Annotated in this window: 11 protein-coding genes and 1 pseudogene; 7 read left to right on the forward strand and 5 right to left on the reverse strand. The window is 71.8% G+C overall.

What is annotated here, in order from left to right; genetic code table 11:
- Window positions 1-414: 414 nt before the first annotated feature.
- Together glgX and treY are read left to right on the forward strand one after the other, a co-directional pair.
- Window positions 415-2,580: a glycogen debranching protein GlgX gene (glgX, locus tag ACIQCZ_RS15145; RefSeq protein ID WP_402282580.1), complete on the forward strand. Its 2,166-nt coding sequence runs from the start codon at window positions 415-417 to the stop codon at window positions 2,578-2,580.
- Window positions 2,581-2,713: 133 nt separating this feature from the next.
- Window positions 2,714-5,110: a malto-oligosyltrehalose synthase gene (gene treY, locus ACIQCZ_RS15150; RefSeq protein WP_402282582.1), complete on the forward strand. Its 2,397-nt coding sequence runs from the start codon at window positions 2,714-2,716 to the stop codon at window positions 5,108-5,110.
- Here treY and ACIQCZ_RS15155 read toward each other — a convergent pair.
- Window positions 5,070-6,274: pseudogene (locus ACIQCZ_RS15155) on the reverse strand (cytochrome P450). The gene treY and the pseudogene ACIQCZ_RS15155 overlap by 41 nt on opposite strands.
- Window positions 6,275-6,344: 70 nt before the next feature.
- On the reverse strand, window positions 6,345-7,304 hold the full coding sequence (locus tag ACIQCZ_RS15160) for a LysR substrate-binding domain-containing protein (protein ID WP_402282583.1): 960 nt from the start codon (window positions 7,302-7,304) through the stop codon (window positions 6,345-6,347).
- A gap of 147 nt (window positions 7,305-7,451) precedes the next feature.
- On the opposite strand from ACIQCZ_RS15160, the gene lpdA reads away from it, so the two are divergent.
- Window positions 7,452-8,855: a dihydrolipoyl dehydrogenase gene (gene lpdA, locus ACIQCZ_RS15165; protein ID WP_402282585.1), complete on the forward strand. Its 1,404-nt coding sequence runs from the start codon at window positions 7,452-7,454 to the stop codon at window positions 8,853-8,855.
- An 82-nt stretch (window positions 8,856-8,937) separates the two neighbouring features.
- Here the strand turns inward: lpdA and ACIQCZ_RS15170 are convergent, their stop codons facing one another.
- Complete coding sequence (locus ACIQCZ_RS15170; RefSeq protein WP_402282586.1) at window positions 8,938-9,504, reverse strand: FHA domain-containing protein; 567 nt, start codon at window positions 9,502-9,504, stop codon at window positions 8,938-8,940.
- Between the two features lie 220 nt (window positions 9,505-9,724).
- Between ACIQCZ_RS15170 and ACIQCZ_RS15175 the strand changes: the two genes are divergently transcribed.
- Both ACIQCZ_RS15175 and ACIQCZ_RS15180 read left to right on the forward strand, forming a co-directional pair.
- Window positions 9,725-10,678: a GNAT family N-acetyltransferase gene (locus ACIQCZ_RS15175; RefSeq protein WP_402282588.1), complete on the forward strand. Its 954-nt coding sequence runs from the start codon at window positions 9,725-9,727 to the stop codon at window positions 10,676-10,678.
- A 181-nt stretch (window positions 10,679-10,859) separates the two neighbouring features.
- On the forward strand, window positions 10,860-11,771 hold the full coding sequence (locus ACIQCZ_RS15180; protein WP_402282589.1) for a GNAT family N-acetyltransferase: 912 nt from the start codon (window positions 10,860-10,862) through the stop codon (window positions 11,769-11,771).
- Here ACIQCZ_RS15180 and ACIQCZ_RS15185 read toward each other — a convergent pair.
- Window positions 11,743-12,873, reverse strand: coding sequence for an alpha-L-fucosidase (locus tag ACIQCZ_RS15185; protein ID WP_402282590.1), 1,131 nt, complete (start codon window positions 12,871-12,873; stop codon window positions 11,743-11,745). The two genes, ACIQCZ_RS15180 and ACIQCZ_RS15185, sit on opposite strands and share 29 nt — an antisense overlap.
- A 95-nt stretch (window positions 12,874-12,968) precedes the next feature.
- Here ACIQCZ_RS15185 and ACIQCZ_RS15190 point away from each other — a divergent pair, with 95 nt between their 5' ends.
- Entirely contained in the window at window positions 12,969-14,198 is a 1,230-nt protein-coding gene (locus ACIQCZ_RS15190) for an MFS transporter (RefSeq protein WP_402282592.1), read from the forward strand.
- Here the strand turns inward: ACIQCZ_RS15190 and ACIQCZ_RS15195 are convergent.
- The gene (locus ACIQCZ_RS15195) at window positions 14,187-15,584 is read right to left on the reverse strand and encodes a GH1 family beta-glucosidase (protein WP_402282594.1); all 1,398 of its coding nucleotides are present in this window, start codon (window positions 15,582-15,584) and stop codon (window positions 14,187-14,189) included. The genes ACIQCZ_RS15190 and ACIQCZ_RS15195 overlap by 12 nt on opposite strands.
- A 169-nt stretch (window positions 15,585-15,753) precedes the next feature.
- On the opposite strand from ACIQCZ_RS15195, the gene treZ reads away from it, so the two are divergent.
- Window positions 15,754-17,535, forward strand: coding sequence for a malto-oligosyltrehalose trehalohydrolase (gene treZ / locus ACIQCZ_RS15200; RefSeq protein ID WP_402282596.1), 1,782 nt, complete (start codon window positions 15,754-15,756; stop codon window positions 17,533-17,535).
- The last annotated feature ends 24 nt before the right edge of the window (window positions 17,536-17,559 follow it).

Below are 17,559 nucleotides of genomic sequence, written 5' to 3' on the forward strand. Positions count from 1 at the left end.
ACCTACGCATGTTCCTGGAGGCAAGATCTGCCGTAGTGAGCGGATTCATAGTGATTGAGCACCCCGTCCGGGGCCCTGTACGGGGCCTGCGGCCGAATCGGGGCCCCGGATTCCGGTTTGGGGCGACACGGAGAGGCCCGATGTTGACCGGACCGCGCGACGTCCTAGGTAGCCGCACCTCTTTCGGGGAAGATCTGGCTCTAGTGCCGTGACCGGCAATGTTTGCCCCGTGAGGAGTGTCGTCCAGTGCGTGCGATCGCAAGGCGGCCGGAAGTCCTTGTAGCGGAGCTACCAGAACTTTTGGCCAACGCCGCGAGCGTGCGTGCTGGACGGCACGACGGGGCAAAGCTTGCCGGGAGGGGCACTGGCAGCCCGCAAGCCCCAGGCACCCGGATCAGAGGAAGAGTCGAACCTATGCAGGTCTGGCCGGGACAGGCGTATCCGCTCGGCGCCACGTACGACGGCGCCGGGACCAACTTCGCGGTCTTCTCGGAGGCCGCCGGCCGAATCGAGCTGTGCCTGCTGCACGACGACGGTTCCGAGACGGCGGTGGAGCTCAGGGAGACCGATGCCTTCGTCCGCCATGCCTACCTTCCCGGGGTGATGCCCGGTCAGCGGTACGGATTCAGGGTCCATGGACCGTACGAACCGGAGCGCGGTGCCCGCTGCAATTCGGCGAAGCTGCTGCTCGACCCCTACGCCAGGGCGGTCGCCGGGCAGATCCGGTGGGGCGAGGCGGTGTACGGCTATCCCTTCGGCCGCCCCGACGCGCGCAACGATCTCGACTCGGCGCCGCACACCATGACCTCGGTCGTGGTCAACCCGTACTTCGACTGGGGCGACGACCGGCGCCCCCGTACCGACTACCACCGCACGGTGATCTACGAGGCCCATGTGAAGGGTCTGACGATGCTCCATCCGGGGCTGCCGAAGGAACTGCGCGGCACCTACGCGGGGCTGGCCCATCCCGAGGTGATCGCCCATCTGACGGAACTGGGGGTCACGGCGATCGAGCTGATGCCGGTGCACCAGTTCGTCCAGGACCACCGGCTGGCGGACGCGGGGCTGGCCAATTACTGGGGCTACAACACCATCGGATTCTTCGCTCCGCACAACGCGTACGCCTCCTGGGGCGACCGCGGCGAGCAGGTGCTGGAGTTCAAGCAGGCCGTGAGGGCGCTGCACCAGGCCGGCATCGAGGTGATCCTCGACGTGGTCTACAACCACACCGCGGAGGGCAACCACCTGGGTCCGACGCTCTCCTTCCGGGGCCTGGACAACGCCTCGTACTACCGCCTCGCGGACGACCAGCGGTACTACATGGACACTACGGGGACCGGGAACTCCCTGCTGATGCGGTCGCCGCACGTACTCCAGCTGATCATGGACTCCCTGCGGTACTGGGTCACGGAGATGCACGTGGACGGCTTCCGCTTCGACCTGGCGGCCACCTTGGCCCGGCAGTTCCACGAGGTGGACCGGCTGTCCTCGTTCTTCGATCTGGTGCAGCAGGACCCGGTGGTCAGCCAGGTGAAGCTGATCGCCGAGCCGTGGGACGTGGGCGAGGGCGGCTACCAGGTGGGAAACTTCCCGCCGCTGTGGACCGAGTGGAACGGCAAGTACCGGGACACCGTGCGGGACCTGTGGCGGGGCGAGCCGAGGACCCTCGCCGAGTTCGCCGGACGGCTGACGGGCTCGTCGGACCTGTACCAGGACGACGGACGCAGGCCGCTCGCCTCGATCAACTTCACCACCTGCCACGACGGATTCACGCTGCACGACCTGGTCTCGTACAACGAGAAGCACAACGAGGCGAACGGCGAGGGCAACCGGGACGGCGAGAGCCACAACCGGTCCTGGAACTGCGGTGCGGAGGGCGAGACGGACCAGCCGGAGGTGCTGGATCTGCGGATGCGGCAGATGCGGAACTTCATCGCCACGCTGATGGTGTCGCAGGGCGTGCCGATGCTGAGCCACGGCGACGAGTTCGCGCGCACGCAGTGGGGCAACAACAACGCGTACTGCCAGGACAGCGAGTTGTCGTGGGTGCACTGGCCCGAGCCGGCCGAAGCCCCGGGGAGCGACGCGGACGAGGACGCCCCGGACGAGGGGGACGGTCTCGGGAGCAGCCTGCTGGAGTTCACCCGGGCGATGGTCTGGCTCCGCCGCGACCATCCGGTCTTCCGGCGCCGCCGGTTCTTCCACGGGCGTCCGGTCGAGGGCACGCACGACGAGCTCTCGGACATCGCCTGGTTCACGCCCGAGGGCGGCGAGATGACTCAGCGGGACTGGCAGGCCGCGCACGCCAAGGCGCTGACGGTCTTTCTCAACGGTCACGCGATCTCGGAGCCGGGGCCGCGCGGCGAGCGGATCTCCGACGACTCGTTCCTGCTGATGTTCAACGCGAGCGCCGACACGCTGGACTTCTCGGTTCCGGTGAATCACGGCCGGCAGTGGACGGTGGTGGTCGACACGGCACGTCCGGCCGGGGTGCTTCCCCGCTCGGGGCCGAAGGTGTCGGCGGGCGAACGGGTGAGGCTGGTCGGGCGGAGCATGGCGGTGCTGCAGCGGCCCGCGTAGGACCGGGACCGGCGGCCCGCGCGGGTGGCGGGTCCGGGACCGGCGGCCCGTCCGGCGATCGTCCGCACCGCCGGTCGAGCCCTTTGCGGCGTCGCGTGACACAGAAGGCCGCGGGCTGGGTACGTAACGGCGCATGACGCCCACCGCCACCTACCGGCTCCAGCTCCAGCCGGACTTCCCGTTCTCGGCCGCCGCTCACGCCGTGCCGTATCTCGCCGCGCTCGGCGTCTCCCATCTGCATCTCTCCCCCGTGCTCGAAGCCGTGCCCGGCTCCAGACACGGATACGACGTCGTCGACCACACCCGGGTGCGCGCCGAACTCGGCGGTGAGGAAGGGCTGCGGGAGCTGGCCCGCACGGCGCGTGAGCACGGTCTCGGGCTCGTGGTGGACATCGTGCCGAACCACATGGCGGCCGTCCCGCGCCACAACCACGCCCTGTGGGAGGTGCTGCGCGAAGGCCCAGGGTCCCCGTACGCCCGCTGGTTCGACATCGACTGGGCGGCGGGGGACGGCAAGGTGCTCCTGCCGGTGCTCGCGGGGCGGATCGGCGACGAACTCGACAGGCTCCGGGTCGACGGCGAGGTGTTGCGCCACGGCGAGCAGGAGTTCCCGCTGCGGGCCGGTACCGCCCGTCTGCCGCTGCCCGAGCTGCTCGATGCCCAGCACTACCGGCTCGGCTGGTGGCGGCTGGCCCGTACCGAGCTGAACTACCGGCGGTTCTTCACCATCTCCGACCTCATCGGCGTGCGGGTGGAGGACCCGGAGGTCTTCGCCGCCACCCATGACAAGATCCTCGAACTGATGCGGGACGGGGTCGTCGACGGGCTGCGCATCGACCACCCGGACGGACTCGCCGAGCCCGCGGCCTATCTGGAGCGGCTCTCGGCGGCGACCGGCGGACGGTGGACGGTGGTGGAGAAGATCCTCACCGGCTCCGAACCGCTGCCCGCCGACTGGGCGGTCGCGGGGACCACCGGATACGACGCGCTGCACCGTGTCGACGGTGTCTTCGTCGACCCGATGGGCGCCGCGGAGCTGGTCGGCCACTACCGCGCGTACGCGCGCCCCGCCGAGGGGCGCGGCGGTGACTGGGCGGCGACGGTCCGCCGGGCCGCGTACCGGGTGGTGACGCACGAGCTGGCCGCCGAGACCGCGCTGCTGACCCGGCTCGCCGTACGCGTCTGCGCCGAGGACCCCCTCCTGCGCGACCACGCCCCGTGGACGCTGCACACCGCCGTGCGCGAACTGCTCGTACGGGTGCCCGTCTACCGCCCGTACGCCACGGCCGGGGGGCCCCGCACGGAGTCGGCCGAGGCGGCGCTCCCGGATTCGGCCGTGCGGGACGCCAAGGCGGTGTTCCCCGTCCCGGAGGAGGCGTCGGCCGTCGATGTCGTACGGGAGCTGGCGCTGGGGCGGCTGGGCGAGGGGGCCGACCGGTCCGCGTTCTGCGCCCGGTTCGCCCAGACCGCGTCCGCGTTGCGCGCCAAGTCGGTCGAGGACATGGCGTTCTACCGGTACGTACCGCTGATCTCGGCGAACGAGGTGGGCGGCGACCCCGGGCGGCCGGCGGTGACGCCGGAGGAGTTCCACGCGTTCTGTGCCCGGCGGGCGCGCGACCTTTCGGCCACGGGCACGGCTCTGACCACCCACGACACCAAGCGGAGCGCCGATGTACGGGCCCGGATCGCGGTGCTGACCCAGTGTCCGCAGCAGTGGGCCGAGCTGCTGGTGGAGCTCGGGCGGCTGACTCCCGCGACCGCGCCCGACGCGCAGCTCGCCTGGCAGGCCTGGCAGACCGCCTTCGGATGCGTGACGGTGCCGGCCCGGGAGATCGCGGGCCGGCTGGAGCCCGGCCTGCTGAAGGCGGTCCGCGAGGCGGGGCTCTTCACCAACTGGACGGAGCCGGATCCGGTGTACGAGCGGGCGGTGACGGACTTCGTCGCGGCGGGACCGGCCGCGGACACCGGTCCGGCGCGCGAGGCGCTGGAGCGGTTCGCGGACGCACTCGATCCGCACGTCCGGGCCAATGTGCTCGGCGCGGCGCTGGTCCAGCTGACGATGCCGGGGGTGCCGGACCTGTATCAGGGCACGGAGCGGGAGTACGTGGCGCTGGTCGACCCGGACAACCGGCGGCCGTTCACCCACCCGTCCGAGGAGTGGTCCCTCGGTGAGAAGGGCGACCTCACCGCGGCGGCGTTGCGGCTGCGGCGCGAACGGCCCGAGGTGTTCGGCGAGTCGGGTACGTACGCCCCGCTGGGTGCCCGTGGGCCGGCGGCCGCGCACTGTCTGGCCTTCTGCCGCTCGGGCGACGTGGTGACCGCGGTGACCAGGCTCTCGTTGCGGCTGGCGGAGTCGGGCGGCTGGCGCGGGACGGAACTGACGCTGCCGGACGCCGGGCCGTGGGCCGATCTGCTGGCACCCGGCCGGAAGTTCACCGGGCCCACGGTCGCGGCGGCCGAGCTCTTCGCCGAACGTCCGGTGGCGCTGCTCAGCCGGGCCGGACGAGAAGGGCCCGCGGGCCGCGCGTGAGCAGTCCGGTGCCGGCCGGGCGGAAGCCCTCCGCCCAGCGGAGCCGGGGCATCGCGTCGAGCAGGGCGCGCAGGCCCTGCCGCGCCTCCAGCCGGCCGAGCGCTACGGCCGGACAGCCGGCGGGTCCGATGAGCGAACTGCCCTGGTCGTGACGGAAGGGGTCGTAGAGGTCGGGGGCGGAGAACCGTTCCGGATCGCGGCCCGCCGAGCCGATCAGACAGGCGACGGGGGCCCGGCGGGCAGCGTGCCGCCGCTGAGGGCGACCTCGGTGAGGGTGCGGCGCAGCACGATCTGCACGGGCGGGTCGCGGCGCAGCGACTCGGTCCAGGCCCGGTCGGCCAGGGCCGGTTCGACGCGCAGGGCGGCCAGGAGATCGGGGGCGTCCAGGAGATTGGCCAGGAAGGAGGCGAGCGCCGTCTCGCGGAGCCCGGTGTGGCGGATGCAAGGGGTGACGGTACTCCCGATGCCGGTGCGGGGCCGCCGGGTGATGTACGTGCGGGAGGGCGCTTCAGGGGTGGAACCGGCGGGCAGCCGGCGGCAGAACTCCTCGACGAGGTCGGCCTGCGGGCGGCCCGCGATGCGGCGCGCCAGTACATAGGCGGTGCGCTCGATCCGGCCTGCCATGTGACGTGGTATCGGTCCGGGTTCGGCCATGTGACGTGGTATCGGTCCGGATTCGACCATGTGACGTGGCACCGGTCGCGGGTCCGTCGTGTGACGTGGCACCGGTCCCGGAGCCGCGCTGTCACATTGCACCACCTCTGGGTCCGTCATATGACGTGGCACCGGTCCGGGATCCGTCGTGCCACGTGACTCCGGTCCGGTCGCGGTCCCGCGCTGTCCGTGCGGCGTGCACAGGTGGCTGCCGTGGCAGAGCCCGAGGGGCGCGGGGCCGCCGCGCGGCCCACCGTCTTGCGGGAATCCGGTGAACCGCGGGTCCCCGAGGGCCGTGGTCACATCCGTGTAGCGGCTGACCAGCCAGGCGCCCAGGGGCGCGTCGTAGCTCAGCGGGTATTCCTCGCGCAGGACACGGTAGAGCCGGTACGGGTCGTGCGCGGCACCCGGGGCGAGCAGGCTGGGCCCGGTGCCGGGGCGGGATCCGCGCGGCGTCCGGCCGGACCGGCGGCCGGGCGCCGGTATGCCTTCGGGCGCGTCGGCCTGCATCCGTACCCCCGGGGCGTCAGGGCGCCGGTGTGCGGCGCGGTTCCTCACCAGGGGATCACCGACGGGGACGTCACGCAGTCGACGTACGGCCATCCGGGTGACGGCTCGGTGCCCGGACGGCCGGCCCCCGGTCCGTGGGCGGCCGGCGGCCGAACGGTTCGCAGGCGCCGAGCAGTTCCGTGAACGCGGCGGCGGCCCCGATGAGTTCGACGCGGGAGAAGACCGCCAGCGGGCGCCGCCACGGCGGGTCGACGGTGAGGACCGCGCAGTCCTCGCCGACCGCTGCGCGGACCATGTGTGCGGGGGCCGTGGCGACTCCGACCCCGGCCGCGGCCATCCGAACCGCCGTCGACGTGTGTTCGGTGCGGACCGCCGTACGGGGGGTGAAGCCGGCCTCCCCACAGGCCCGGTCGAGGAACGCCTGTCCCTGGACGACGGGTTCCATCGCGCAGCGCACCCAGGACCGGTCGGCCAGTTCCCGGAGGCGGACCGAGGCACGTCCGGCGAGCGGGTCGTCGAACGGGACCACTACGACGATGTCCTCCGCGCCGACCGGGACGACGGGTCCGGGCCAGTCGGCCGGCGCCGGGCCGACGGCCAGGTCGGCGGCTCCGCGTTCGATCTGTTCCTCCAGTGCCTCCGTGGTGGCGTACTCGTGGAGGACGAGCCCGACCCCGGGATGCGCATGGCGCCACTGGGCGAAGACCTCCGGCAGGATGCCGACGGCCACCGCGTGCACCGTCGCGATGTGCAGTTCGCCGCCCTCCGCGCCCGCCGCGGCACGGGCGGCGCGCCTCGCCTGGGCGGCGCTGCGCACGGACCGCTCCGCGTGCGGCAGGAAGGCGCGGCCCATCGGGGTCGGGCGCACGCCGCGCGGCAGCCGTTCGAGCAGGGCGCCGCCGACGGTCTTCTCCAGGGCCTTGATCTGGTGGGACAGCGCGGGCTGGGTGACGTGGAGGAGTTCGGCGGCCCGGGTGAACGACGACTCCTCGACGACCGTGACGAAGTACTCCATCTGTCGCAGACTCATCGCGCCCTCCTCGTGGACCGTGCCCGTGAAGGCGACCCATAAATGCCGTGCATCGGATCCACAGAAACATTGCCTTGGACTCATGGCAAGGGCGGGACGGAGGCTGGGGCCATGACGGGGACGACGGCAAGGAACGGGAACGCGCGCATGAACGAGACCGATGTGCTGGTAATCGGCGGTGGCACGGGCGGGTACTCCACGGCGCTGCGGGCGGCGGCCCTCGGTCTGGACGTGGTGCTCGCGGAACGCGACAAGGTCGGCGGCACGTGTCTGCACCGCGGCTGCATCCCCAGCAAGGCGATGCTGCACGCCGCCGAACTCGTGGACGGCATCGCACAGGCACGGGAGCGATGGGGTGTGAAGGCGACCCTGGAGGCCGTCGACTGGCCGTCGCTGATCGCCACCCGGGACGACATCGTGGCACGCAACCACCGGGGCGTGACGGGCCGGCTCGCGCACGCGGCGGTCGAAGTGGTGCACGGCAGCGCCGAGTTGACCGGTCCTCGCACCGCCCGCGTGACGGGGCGCGGGGAGGTCGTGGCACGCCGCGGCATCGTCCTCGCGACCGGGTCGCGGCCGCGCATGCTGCCGGGCCTGACGGCCGACGGCCGGCGCGTGGTCACCAGTGACGACGCGCTGTTCGCACCGGAACTGCCCCGGTCCGTCCTGGTGCTGGGCGGCGGGGCGATCGGGGTCGAGTACGCCTCGTTCCACCGGTCGATGGGCGCGCACGTGACCCTGGTCGAGGCCGCCGACCGGCTCGTGCCGCTGGAGGACGTCGATGTGTCGCGTCATCTGACCCGCGGTCTGAAGAGGCGCGGTATCGATGTGCTGACGGGGGCGCGGATGTCGGACGTGGCCGTACTGGACGACGGGGTACGGGCGACCGTGCGCACCGCGCGCGGGGAGACCCGCGCGGTGCGGGCCGAGCGGCTGCTCGTCGCGGTGGGGCGGTCCCCGGTGACCGACGGGCTCGGTCTCGCGGCGGCCGGTCTGGTCGCCGACGGCCGCGGCCATGTGGCGCCCGCCGACTGGGCCCGTCTCGAAACGTCCGTACCGGGCATCCATGTGGTGGGCGATCTGCTGCCGCCGCCGTCTCCGGGTCTGGCCCACGCCTCCTTCGCCGAGGGCCTGGCGGTCGCCGAGACCCTGGCCGGTCTCCGCCCACCGGCCGTGGACTACGCGACGGTCCCGCGGGTCACCTACTCGTCCCCACAGACCGCCGCGGTGGGCCCGACCGAGGCGCAGGCCCGTGACGCCGGACACGATGTCGTGGTCAACACCCTGCCGCTGACGGCTGTGGCCAAGGGCATGGTGCACGGACAGGGCGGCATGGTGAAGGTCGTCTCCGAGCGCGGCGGCCGGGTGCTCGGTGTGCATCTCGTCGGCCCGCACGTCTCCGAGATGATCGCCGAGAGTCAGCTGATCATCGGGTGGGACGCCGAACCGGCCGATGTGGCCCGCCATGTCCACGCCCACCCGACGCTCTCCGAGGCGGTCGGTGAAGCGTTCCTCACTCTCGCCGGGCGCGGTCTGCACCAGCAGTCCTGATCCGGCGGCCGCCGGTCCCGGAGGGTTCGGACCGTCCGGTGACAGGGAGGCGGCGTCGCGGGCCCCCGTTTGCCGGTCGGTCTCAGGCGGGGGGTCCGAGGACGGGTGCGGAGAGCCGGAAGCTCATCCGGCCGAAACTCACCTGGTCCCCCTCGCGGACCGGGACCGTGCCGATGACCCGCTGTCCGTTGACACAGGTGCCGTTGGTCGAGCCGAGGTCGCGCAGCATCCAGTGTCCGCCCTGCGCGGTGAGTTCGGCGTGGAGCCGGGAGACGGTCTCGTGGTTGAGCCGCAGTCCGTTGCCCGGATCACGGCCTATCCGAAGGGGGTACGGGCTGGGAGCCGGGAGCAGGAGCTTCGGGAGCCGTTCGGTCTGCCAGACCCGGCGCACCCGGCCGGGGAAGCCGGACACCTTGCTCACGATCCTGAGTGCCCGCCGCGACCAGCGGCCCTTGCTCTCCAGGTCGGCGGTGAGCGCCTCCAGCTCCTCCGGATGCCGGGCGACGAGCGCCAGTTCCATGCGTCGCATGAAGGTGTCCTGGGACAGCATGCCCTGGGCCGCGCCGTCTCTGAGTACGCCGAGAACACGGTCGCGCTGGGCGTCGGACAGCCGCACGGGATACGTGTGGGACTCGAAGGAGGACGTCACCCGGCCAATTGTCGGGGCGACCGCCCCGGGGTGTCCAGAACGAGCCCGCTTTCCGCGCTCCTGACCTGCGTGGAGCGCCTGGCCCGTAACGGCCTGGTGCACGATGGCGAGCGGGCTCCCGGCCGCAATTGCGGGGCGGTGCGGAGGGGACGTTGCTACTGTCTCCCGCCGGCGGCCGCGGCACAGGCGGAACGTCTGTCACGCACTTCGAGGAGAGCGCATGTCCCCCGCACCACGGGAACTGACCGTCCGTCCGCTCCGCGGCCCGCAGGAACTGGAACTCTTTTGCCGGTTGTCGTACGTCCTCGACGACGAGCTCGCCGAGGACCTGGAGAGCGGACGTCGGCGTCCCGAGTGGATGTGGGTGGCGTTGCGCGGCGAACGCGTGGTGGCGCGGATCGCCTGGTGGAGCCGGGACGGCGAGGCGCCCCTGCTGCTGGACTTCTTCGACCTCGACGACACCCTGCCCGAACCCGAACGCGGCGAGGCCGGGCTGCGGCTGCTGGAGGAGGCGACGGCGGCGGTCGTGCCCGAGGGTGCCCCGCGGCCCGAGTACGGACGGTTCGTGCCGCCCGACTGGCGCGAGGACCCGGCCGCCCGCGACGTCGTGGAGGCCCGGATCCGGGTGATGGAGCGCTCCGGCGCGCGGATGCTGGTCGAGCGGCTGCGCCTGGAGTGGCGCGCCGGTACGCCGGTCCCCGCCGACAGCGGGCGGCTGCGGTTCCGTCCGGTCGGCGGACGGGACGATCTCCTCGCGCTGATGACCTCGGTGATGGAGGGCACCCTCGACGCCCACGGCCGGGCGGAACTGGCCTCCGGGCTGAGCGCCCGCGAGGCGGCCGAGAAGCACTACGACGAGGAGCTGGCGGGGTACACGACACCGCGGGAATGGTGGCGCGTCGCGGAACTTCCCGGTGGTGAGCCGGTCGGGTTCGTGATCCCCGCACGCAACAGCTACAACCCGGTCATCGCCTACATCGGCGTGACTCCGGCCCGGCGCGGCCGGGGCTACATCGACGAACTCCTCGCCGAGGGCACCCGGGTGCTGGCCGCGCAGGACGGTGTGGAACGGATCCGGGCCGCCACCGACCTCGGCAACGTCCCGATGGCGAAGTCCTTCGAACGTCTCGGGTATGTGAACTTCGGGCGCTCCTTCGACATGGTCTGGGACTGAATCGGGTGGACGGCCGGCCGGACCACCGGATACGGTGACGGCGATCCGCCCGAGAACCGAGGAAGGAGGCGAGAACAGTGCGTACCCGTACCACTTCATTCCCGCGCTCCCGACCCGTTCGCCGGGCGGTTCCGGTTTCGGTCTGACCGGGAGCGCATCGCTTCTTCCGGAGGACATTTCCATGACCGATCTGGTCGTCCGCGCGCTCACCGAGAGCGACGCACATCTTTTCCACTCCCTGCGCTGCCGTGATCTCGTCGGCCGTGCCGCCTTCGGGCATCGGTACGTCACCTCGCTCGACGGCGGCGAATACCGGCCCGAGTGGACCTGGATCGCCCTGCGCGACGGTGTCGTGGTGGCTCGGGCCGCCTGGTGGGCCGGGCCCGAGGACACCGAGCCGAGGCTGCTCAACTGGTTCGATTTCGCCGACGGCGAGGACGGGGCCGGCGCCGAACTGCTGCGCCGCGCACCGCTGTACGCCGAATACGAGCTGATCCTGCCGGCCGACTGGCGGGAGCGGCCCGACGTCCGGGCCGCCGCGGAGGCCCGGATCGCCGCCGCCCGCGCGGCCGGGATGAAGCCGCTGGTCGAGCGGTACCGCTACGAGTGGACGCCGGAGTTCGGCCTGCCCGAGCGGCCCGGCCGGCTGGTCTTCCGCCCGGAGCCGGACGACGCGGTGATCCTCGACGTGCTGCGCCGGGTCCACTCCGTCACACTGGACGCGCATGCCCGGCGGGCCGTCGAGGGCCCCGGCGGTCTGGAGCAGGCGGCGCAGGAGGAACTCGACTTCTTCCACTGGTGCCCGTCGCCGCGCTCCTGGTGGCAGCTGGCGTACACGCCCGACGGCGAGCTGGCCGGCATCCATGTGCCCGCCCACAACCCGTCCGGCCCGTGCATCGGCTTCATCGGGGTCGTACCCGAGCAGCGCGGGCACGGCTACGGGTACGACCTGCTCGTCGAGTGCACGCACTTCCTGGCGGCCGAGGGCGCCGAGTTCATCGCGGGCGCCACCGACCGGGGCAACGCGCCGATGGCGGCCGCGTTCGCACGGGCCGGCCATCGCATCAACCAGGAACGTGTCCATATGGTGTGAGTTCCGGGGTGAGTTCCGCCAGCCAGTCCAGGCGGAGCTGCTGCTCGGCGGGGATCGTCGCGTCCTCGCCGCGCGGCCCCACATTGAGCAGCAGATTGCCGCCCGCGGCCGCCGTCCCCCGCACCAGCGCGTCCAACGCGTCCCGCCCGAGATACGCCTCGGGCGGGGAGTTGCGGTTGTAGCCGAAGCTGTGGTCGATGCCGCGGGTGATTTCGTACGGGTCGGGTCCGGTGTAGCGGGCGAATTCGGGGGTGCGGAAGTCGTAGTAGGGGGGTTTGCGCGGGACGAAGCCCTCCCCCTGGGCGATGGTGCGGCGTTCCCAGCGGTCGTACAGGGCCTTGGCGCCCGGGAGTTGCAGTGCGCGCCACATCGGCGCGTACGGGAACAGCCGGTCGTTGACGACTCCGTGCGGGACGGTGAAGCGGTAGTACGCGACCAGCCGTTGCACCTCGGTGCGGGAGGCCGGCCAGGCGATGTCGTTCCAGAGGATGTCGGGGCGGTAGCGCCGGATCAGCTCGCGCATCTGGGCGTTCGCGTATCCGGGGTAGTTGCCGCGCGGGACCGCGGACACGGTGTCCGCGCCGGTGCCGATGGGCCGGTCGTCGAAGGTCCAGTCGAGTCCGCCGGAGTAGTAGACGCCGAAGCGGAGCCCCTCGGCCCGTACGGCTTCGGCGAATTCACCGACCACGTCGCGCGTGGTGTGCCAGCCGGCGCGGTGCGGGTTGCCGACCTCGGAGGGCCACAGGCAGAACCCGTCGTGGTGCTTGGTGACGAGAACGGCGTAACGGGCGCCCGCGGCGCGGAAGCTGCGGGCCCAGGCGGCGGGGTCCCAGGTGTCCAGGGCGTCGTTGAAGTCGCCCCCGAAGGCGGTGTACGGGCGGGTGCCGTAGGTCGCGCGGTGATGCGCGGAGACGGGACTGTCGGGGAAGCGGAGCGCGTTCTCGTACCACTCGGCGTACGACGTCCAGCCGAGCGGCGAGCGGCGGCCCGCCAGGGGCAGTTCGTCCGCCGGAACGTAGGGCGGGGCCCAGCCCGGAACCGAGGCGGGCGTCCAGTGCACAAAGATCCCCAGCCGGGCCCGGGACCACCATGAAGCAACCATGGCGCGAAGTATTGATCACACAGGGGGTCGTTCGTAAGATCCGGGCACCTCCGGGGCACCTTGCCGGACCCTGACGAGCTGATGGCGAGCGGCCGATGATCCTGGACGATCCCCGTACGGAACCGCAACGCCGCGTCGGCGGTGGCTGGATCGGCGGTCTGGTGCTGGCCAATCTGGGCCTGTACATGGCTTTTCTCACTCCGATCCAGGTGCTGCTCGCGCAGCAGATCGATGCCCTGACCTCGTCCGGCAAAGAGGTCGCGCTGGGCTGGGCGACCGGGGCCGGGGCGCTGGTCGCGGTGATCGCCAACCCGGTCGCCGGGGCGCTGTCGGACCGTACGGCCGGGCGGTTCGGCCGCAGGCACCCGTGGATCCTGGGCGGTGCGCTGGTCGGCGCGGTGGGTCTGGTGGTGACGGCGGCGCAGACCACGGTGGTCGGGGTGGCGCTCGGCTGGTGTCTGGCGCAACTGGGGCTGAACGCGATGCTGGCCGGCACCAACGCGGTGGTCCCCGACCAGGTGCCGGTGCGGCAGCGGGCGGCGGTGTCGGGGTTCATCGGGATACCGCAGACACTGGGGCTGGTCTTCGGGGTGCTGCTGGTGTCGGTGGCGGTGACCGGAACCGGTCCGGGCTATCTGGTGCTGGCGGGGCTCGTGGTGCTGTGCGCACTGCCGTTCGTCCTGCTGACGCGCGACCCGGTCGAGCCCGGCGGGGTGCGAGGGCCGGCGGTCCGGCCGAGTGACTTCTGGGTGAGTCCGCGGCTGCATCCCGATTTCGGGTGGGCGTGGCTGACCCGTTTCCTGGTGCAGTTGGGGAATGCGATCGGCACGCTCTATCTGCTGTATTTCCTCAAGGACGCGGTGCGCTACCCGGATCCGGACATGGGCGTTCTGTATCTGACGCTGCTCTACACCGGTGGTGTGGTCGTGACGGCGGTGGCGGGCGGGGTCGTCTCCGACCGTCTGGGCAAGAGGAAGTTGATGGTCAGCGCCTGTTCGATGGTGATGGCGGCGGGGTCGCTGCTGCTGACGTTCCGGCACACCTGGCCGGCCGCGATGGTGGCCGCGGTGGTGCTCGGGCTCGGCTACGGCATCTATGTGGCGGTCGACCAGGCGCTGATCACCCAGGTCCTTCCGACGGCCGTCGACCGGGCGAAGGACCTGGGGGTCATCAACATCGCCAACTCGGCCCCGCAGGTCCTCGGCCCGGCACTGGCCGCGCCGATCGTGGCGTACGCGGGTGGCTATGCCGGGCTGTATCTGGCGTCGACCGTGGTGACGGTGGTGGGCGGGGTGCTGGTGTGGCGGATCAGGTCAGTGAGCTGATCCGCCGCTGCCGGTCTTCTGCGCACGGATCAGGTCGCGGTACCAGGCGTACGAGTCCTTGGGGGTCCGGCGCAGCGTCTCGTAGTCGATGTGGACCAGGCCGAACCGCTTGGCGGCGCCCTCGATCCATTCGACGTTGTCGGTGAGTGACCAGGTGAAGTAGCCGCGGACGTCGACACCCGCGTCGATGGCCGTGCGCAGGGACTTCAGATGTCCTTCGAGGTAGGCGATGCGTCGGGTGTCCCGGGCGGGCTCGTCGACGGCGCAGCCGTTCTCGGTGATGTAGACCGGCGGAAGCCGGTCGCCGAAGCGGTCGCGGAGCTGGACGAGGGTCTCGCGCAGGCCGTCGGGGACGACCGGCCAGCCGAAGTCGGTCTTCTCGTAGCCTTCTATCTCGCGGATACCGAAGGGGAGTTCGGCGGGCATCTCGAAGCCGGAGAAGGATTCCAGGGCTTCCGGGTTCGGGGCGCCCACAAGGGTGGGGTTGTAGTAATTGACCCCGTACCAGTCGATCGGGATGGAGATGGTCGACAGGTCGTCCTCGACCGGGCCCGGCATCAGCGCGGCGAAGTTCTCGTCGGGGTAGCGCCCGGTGAGGATCGGATCGGCGAACAGCCAGTTGGTGATCGTGTCGTACAGCTCCGCGCCGAAGCGGTCCTCGTCGCCGTCCCCGGCGGTCCAGACGGGGGTGTGCGAGACGGCGATGCCGATGTTGTCCGCGCCCGCGCCGCGCAGGGCGCGGACGGCCAGGCCGTGGGCGAGGAGCTGGTGATGGGCGGCGGGAAGGGCGTCGAAGAGGAGGGTGCGACCCGGTGCGTGCTCGCCCAGGGCGTAGCCGAGCATCGTCACTTCGGCCGGTTCGTTGAGGGTGATCCACATCGGGACGCGGTCGACGAGGCGCTCGGCGACGATGCCCGCGTACTCGGCGAAGCGGTAGGCCGTGTCCCGGTTGAGCCAGCCGCCCGCCTCGTCCAGCGGCAGCGGGGTGTCCCAGTGGTAGAGGGTGGGGGCCGGGGTGATGCCGTGGGCGCAGAGCTCGTCGACGAGCCGGTCGTAGAAGTCGAGCCCCTGCGGGTTGACCGGTCCGCTGCCGCCGGGCACCACCCGCGGCCAGCTGATGGAGAACCGGAAGGCGTCGGCGCCGAGCCCGGCCAGGAGTGCGACGTCCTCGCGGTAGTGCTGGTGGAAGCCGGTCCCCCGGGTGGTGTCGGTACCGTCCTTGATCCGTCCGGGCTGTGCGGCAAAGGCGTCCCAGCCGGAGGGCCCCTTGCCGTCGGTGTCGGACGCCCCTTCGGTCTGGAAGGCGGAGGCGGATGCTCCCCAGAGGAATCCGGGCGGGAACGACGGCACGTCCCACGACGGCTCATTCGACGACGGCACATTCATCGCGGCCTCCACAGCCGTAAGAGGGAGTGCGTATTGAGCAGAACCTGGTGGGGCAATGATCAGAACCAGACCTTAATCGCCAGTAACGGGCTCGATCCAGTGTCGTGAGGCAGCCGTCGCGGCTACTGCCGACCATGGGGCACGGGGGCGAGGAGACGAGGAGCGTTGCATGCTGTTCGAGGTATGGGCACCGGATGCGGACTCGGTCGGACTGCGGCTGGGGGGTGAGCCGCGGGCGATGGGTCGCGATCCCCTGCGGGACGGCTGGTGGAGGGTGGAGGCGGAGGCGTCCGACGGGGACCGCTACGGCTTCGTCCTGAACGCCGGCGCCGACGGCGCGAACGGCGGGCCCGTGCTGCCCGATCCGCGGTCGCGCCGCCAGCCGGACGGGCCGGACGGCGAGAGCGCCGTCGTCGACCACTCGGCGTACGAGTGGCGCAACGACTGGGCGGGCCGCGGGCTGCCCGGCGCCGTCCTGTACGAGCTGCACATCGGTACGTACACCGACGAGGGCACCTTCGACGCCGCGGCGGCCCGCCTCGGCCACCTCGCCGAACTGGGCATCACCCATGTGTCCCTGATGCCTGTCTGCCCCTTCCCCGGCACGCACGGCTGGGGATACGAGGGGGTGTCGCCCTGGGCCGTGCACGAGCCGTACGGCGGACCGGAAGGACTCAAGCGCTTCGTCGACACGGCACACGGTCTCGGGCTCGCGGTCCTCCTGGACGTGGTCCACAATCACCTCGGCCCGTCCGGCAATCACCTTCCGGCCTTCGGCCCGTACTTCACCGACACCCATCACACCCCGTGGGGCGCGGCGGTCAACCTCGACGCCCCCGGTTCGGACGAGGTGCGGGCGTATCTGCTGGGCAGCGCGCTCGCCTGGCTGCGGGACTACCGGCTCGACGGGCTGCGGCTGGACGCGATCCACGCCCTGGCCGACACCCGGGCACTGACCTTCCTGGAGGAACTGTCCACGGCGACCGACGCGCTCGCGGCCGAACTCGGCCGTCCGCTGTCGCTGATCGCCGAGTCCGACCTCTGCGACCCGCGGACGACCACACCGCGCGAATCGGGCGGCATCGGACTGCACGCCCAGTGGAACGACGACTTCCATCACGCCCTGCACACCGCGCTGACGGGAGAGTCGCAGGGCTACTACGCGGACTTCGCCGCCGCCCCCCTGGCCGCCGTCGCCAAGACCGTGACGAGCGCGTTCTTCCACAACGGCACGTACTCCGGTTTCCGCGGCCGTACCCACGGCCGTCCCGTCGACATCGCCCGCACCCCGGCCCACCGCTTCGTCGGCTATGCCCAGACCCACGACCAGATCGGCAACCGGGCACGGGGCGACCGGCTCTCGGCCACGCTCTCCCCCGGTCTGCTGGCCTGCGCCGCGGCCCTCGTACTGACCGGGCCGTTCACCCCGATGCTGTTCATGGGCGAGGAGTGGGGCGCCCGTACCCCCTGGCAGTTCTTCACCGACCACACCGATCCGGCACTCGCCGAGGCGGTCCGGGGCGGCAGGCGGCGTGAGTTCGCCGCCCACGGCTGGACGGCGGACGACATCCCGGACCCGCAGGACCCGGCCACCCGGAACCGCTCCTGCCTGGACTGGAGCGAACCGGCGCGGGAGCCGCACACCCGGTTGTACGCCTGGTACCGCGAGCTGATCGCCCTGCGCCGCACACTGCCCGACCTCTCCGACCCGGATCTGGCGTCGGTGCGCACCGCCCACGACGAGCAGGCGCGCTGGCTGGCGTACCGCAGGGGCGATCTGCGGATCGCGGTCAACCTCGACGAGAAGCCGGCCACGATCGCGCTGGGCGGTGGCCGGCGCCAGGGTGCCGGAGTCAGGGTGGTGGCCGCCTGGGAGCCGCTGCAGGCGCCCGGCGGCGACGGGCTGCTGCATCTGCCGCCGGAGTCGTGCGTGGTGCTGGCCGACGACTGAGAGCCTGTCGGGTGGCCTCCGACC

Origin of the sequence: Streptomyces sp. NPDC093149 (assembly GCF_044754145.1) — a bacterium.
In the GTDB taxonomy this organism is placed as follows: Bacteria; Actinomycetota; Actinomycetes; order Streptomycetales; family Streptomycetaceae; genus Streptomyces.

Bases quoted from the DNA above. Each gene is read 5' to 3' on its own strand.
- glgX (WP_402282580.1), top strand. From the start codon at position 415: ATGCAGGTCTGGCCGGGACAGGCGTATCCGCTCGGCGCCACGTACGAC.
- treY (WP_402282582.1), top strand. From the start codon at position 2,714: ATGACGCCCACCGCCACCTACCGGCTCCAGCTCCAGCCGGACTTCCCG.
- ACIQCZ_RS15160 (WP_402282583.1), bottom strand. From the start codon at position 7,304: ATGAGTCTGCGACAGATGGAGTACTTCGTCACGGTCGTCGAGGAGTCG.
- lpdA (WP_402282585.1), top strand. From the start codon at position 7,452: ATGAACGAGACCGATGTGCTGGTAATCGGCGGTGGCACGGGCGGGTAC.
- ACIQCZ_RS15175 (WP_402282588.1), top strand. From the start codon at position 9,725: ATGTCCCCCGCACCACGGGAACTGACCGTCCGTCCGCTCCGCGGCCCG.
- ACIQCZ_RS15180 (WP_402282589.1), top strand. From the start codon at position 10,860: ATGACCGATCTGGTCGTCCGCGCGCTCACCGAGAGCGACGCACATCTT.
- ACIQCZ_RS15185 (WP_402282590.1), bottom strand. From the start codon at position 12,873: ATGGTTGCTTCATGGTGGTCCCGGGCCCGGCTGGGGATCTTTGTGCAC.
- ACIQCZ_RS15190 (WP_402282592.1), top strand. From the start codon at position 12,969: ATGATCCTGGACGATCCCCGTACGGAACCGCAACGCCGCGTCGGCGGT.
- ACIQCZ_RS15195 (WP_402282594.1), bottom strand. From the start codon at position 15,584: ATGAATGTGCCGTCGTCGAATGAGCCGTCGTGGGACGTGCCGTCGTTC.
- treZ (WP_402282596.1), top strand. From the start codon at position 15,754: ATGCTGTTCGAGGTATGGGCACCGGATGCGGACTCGGTCGGACTGCGG.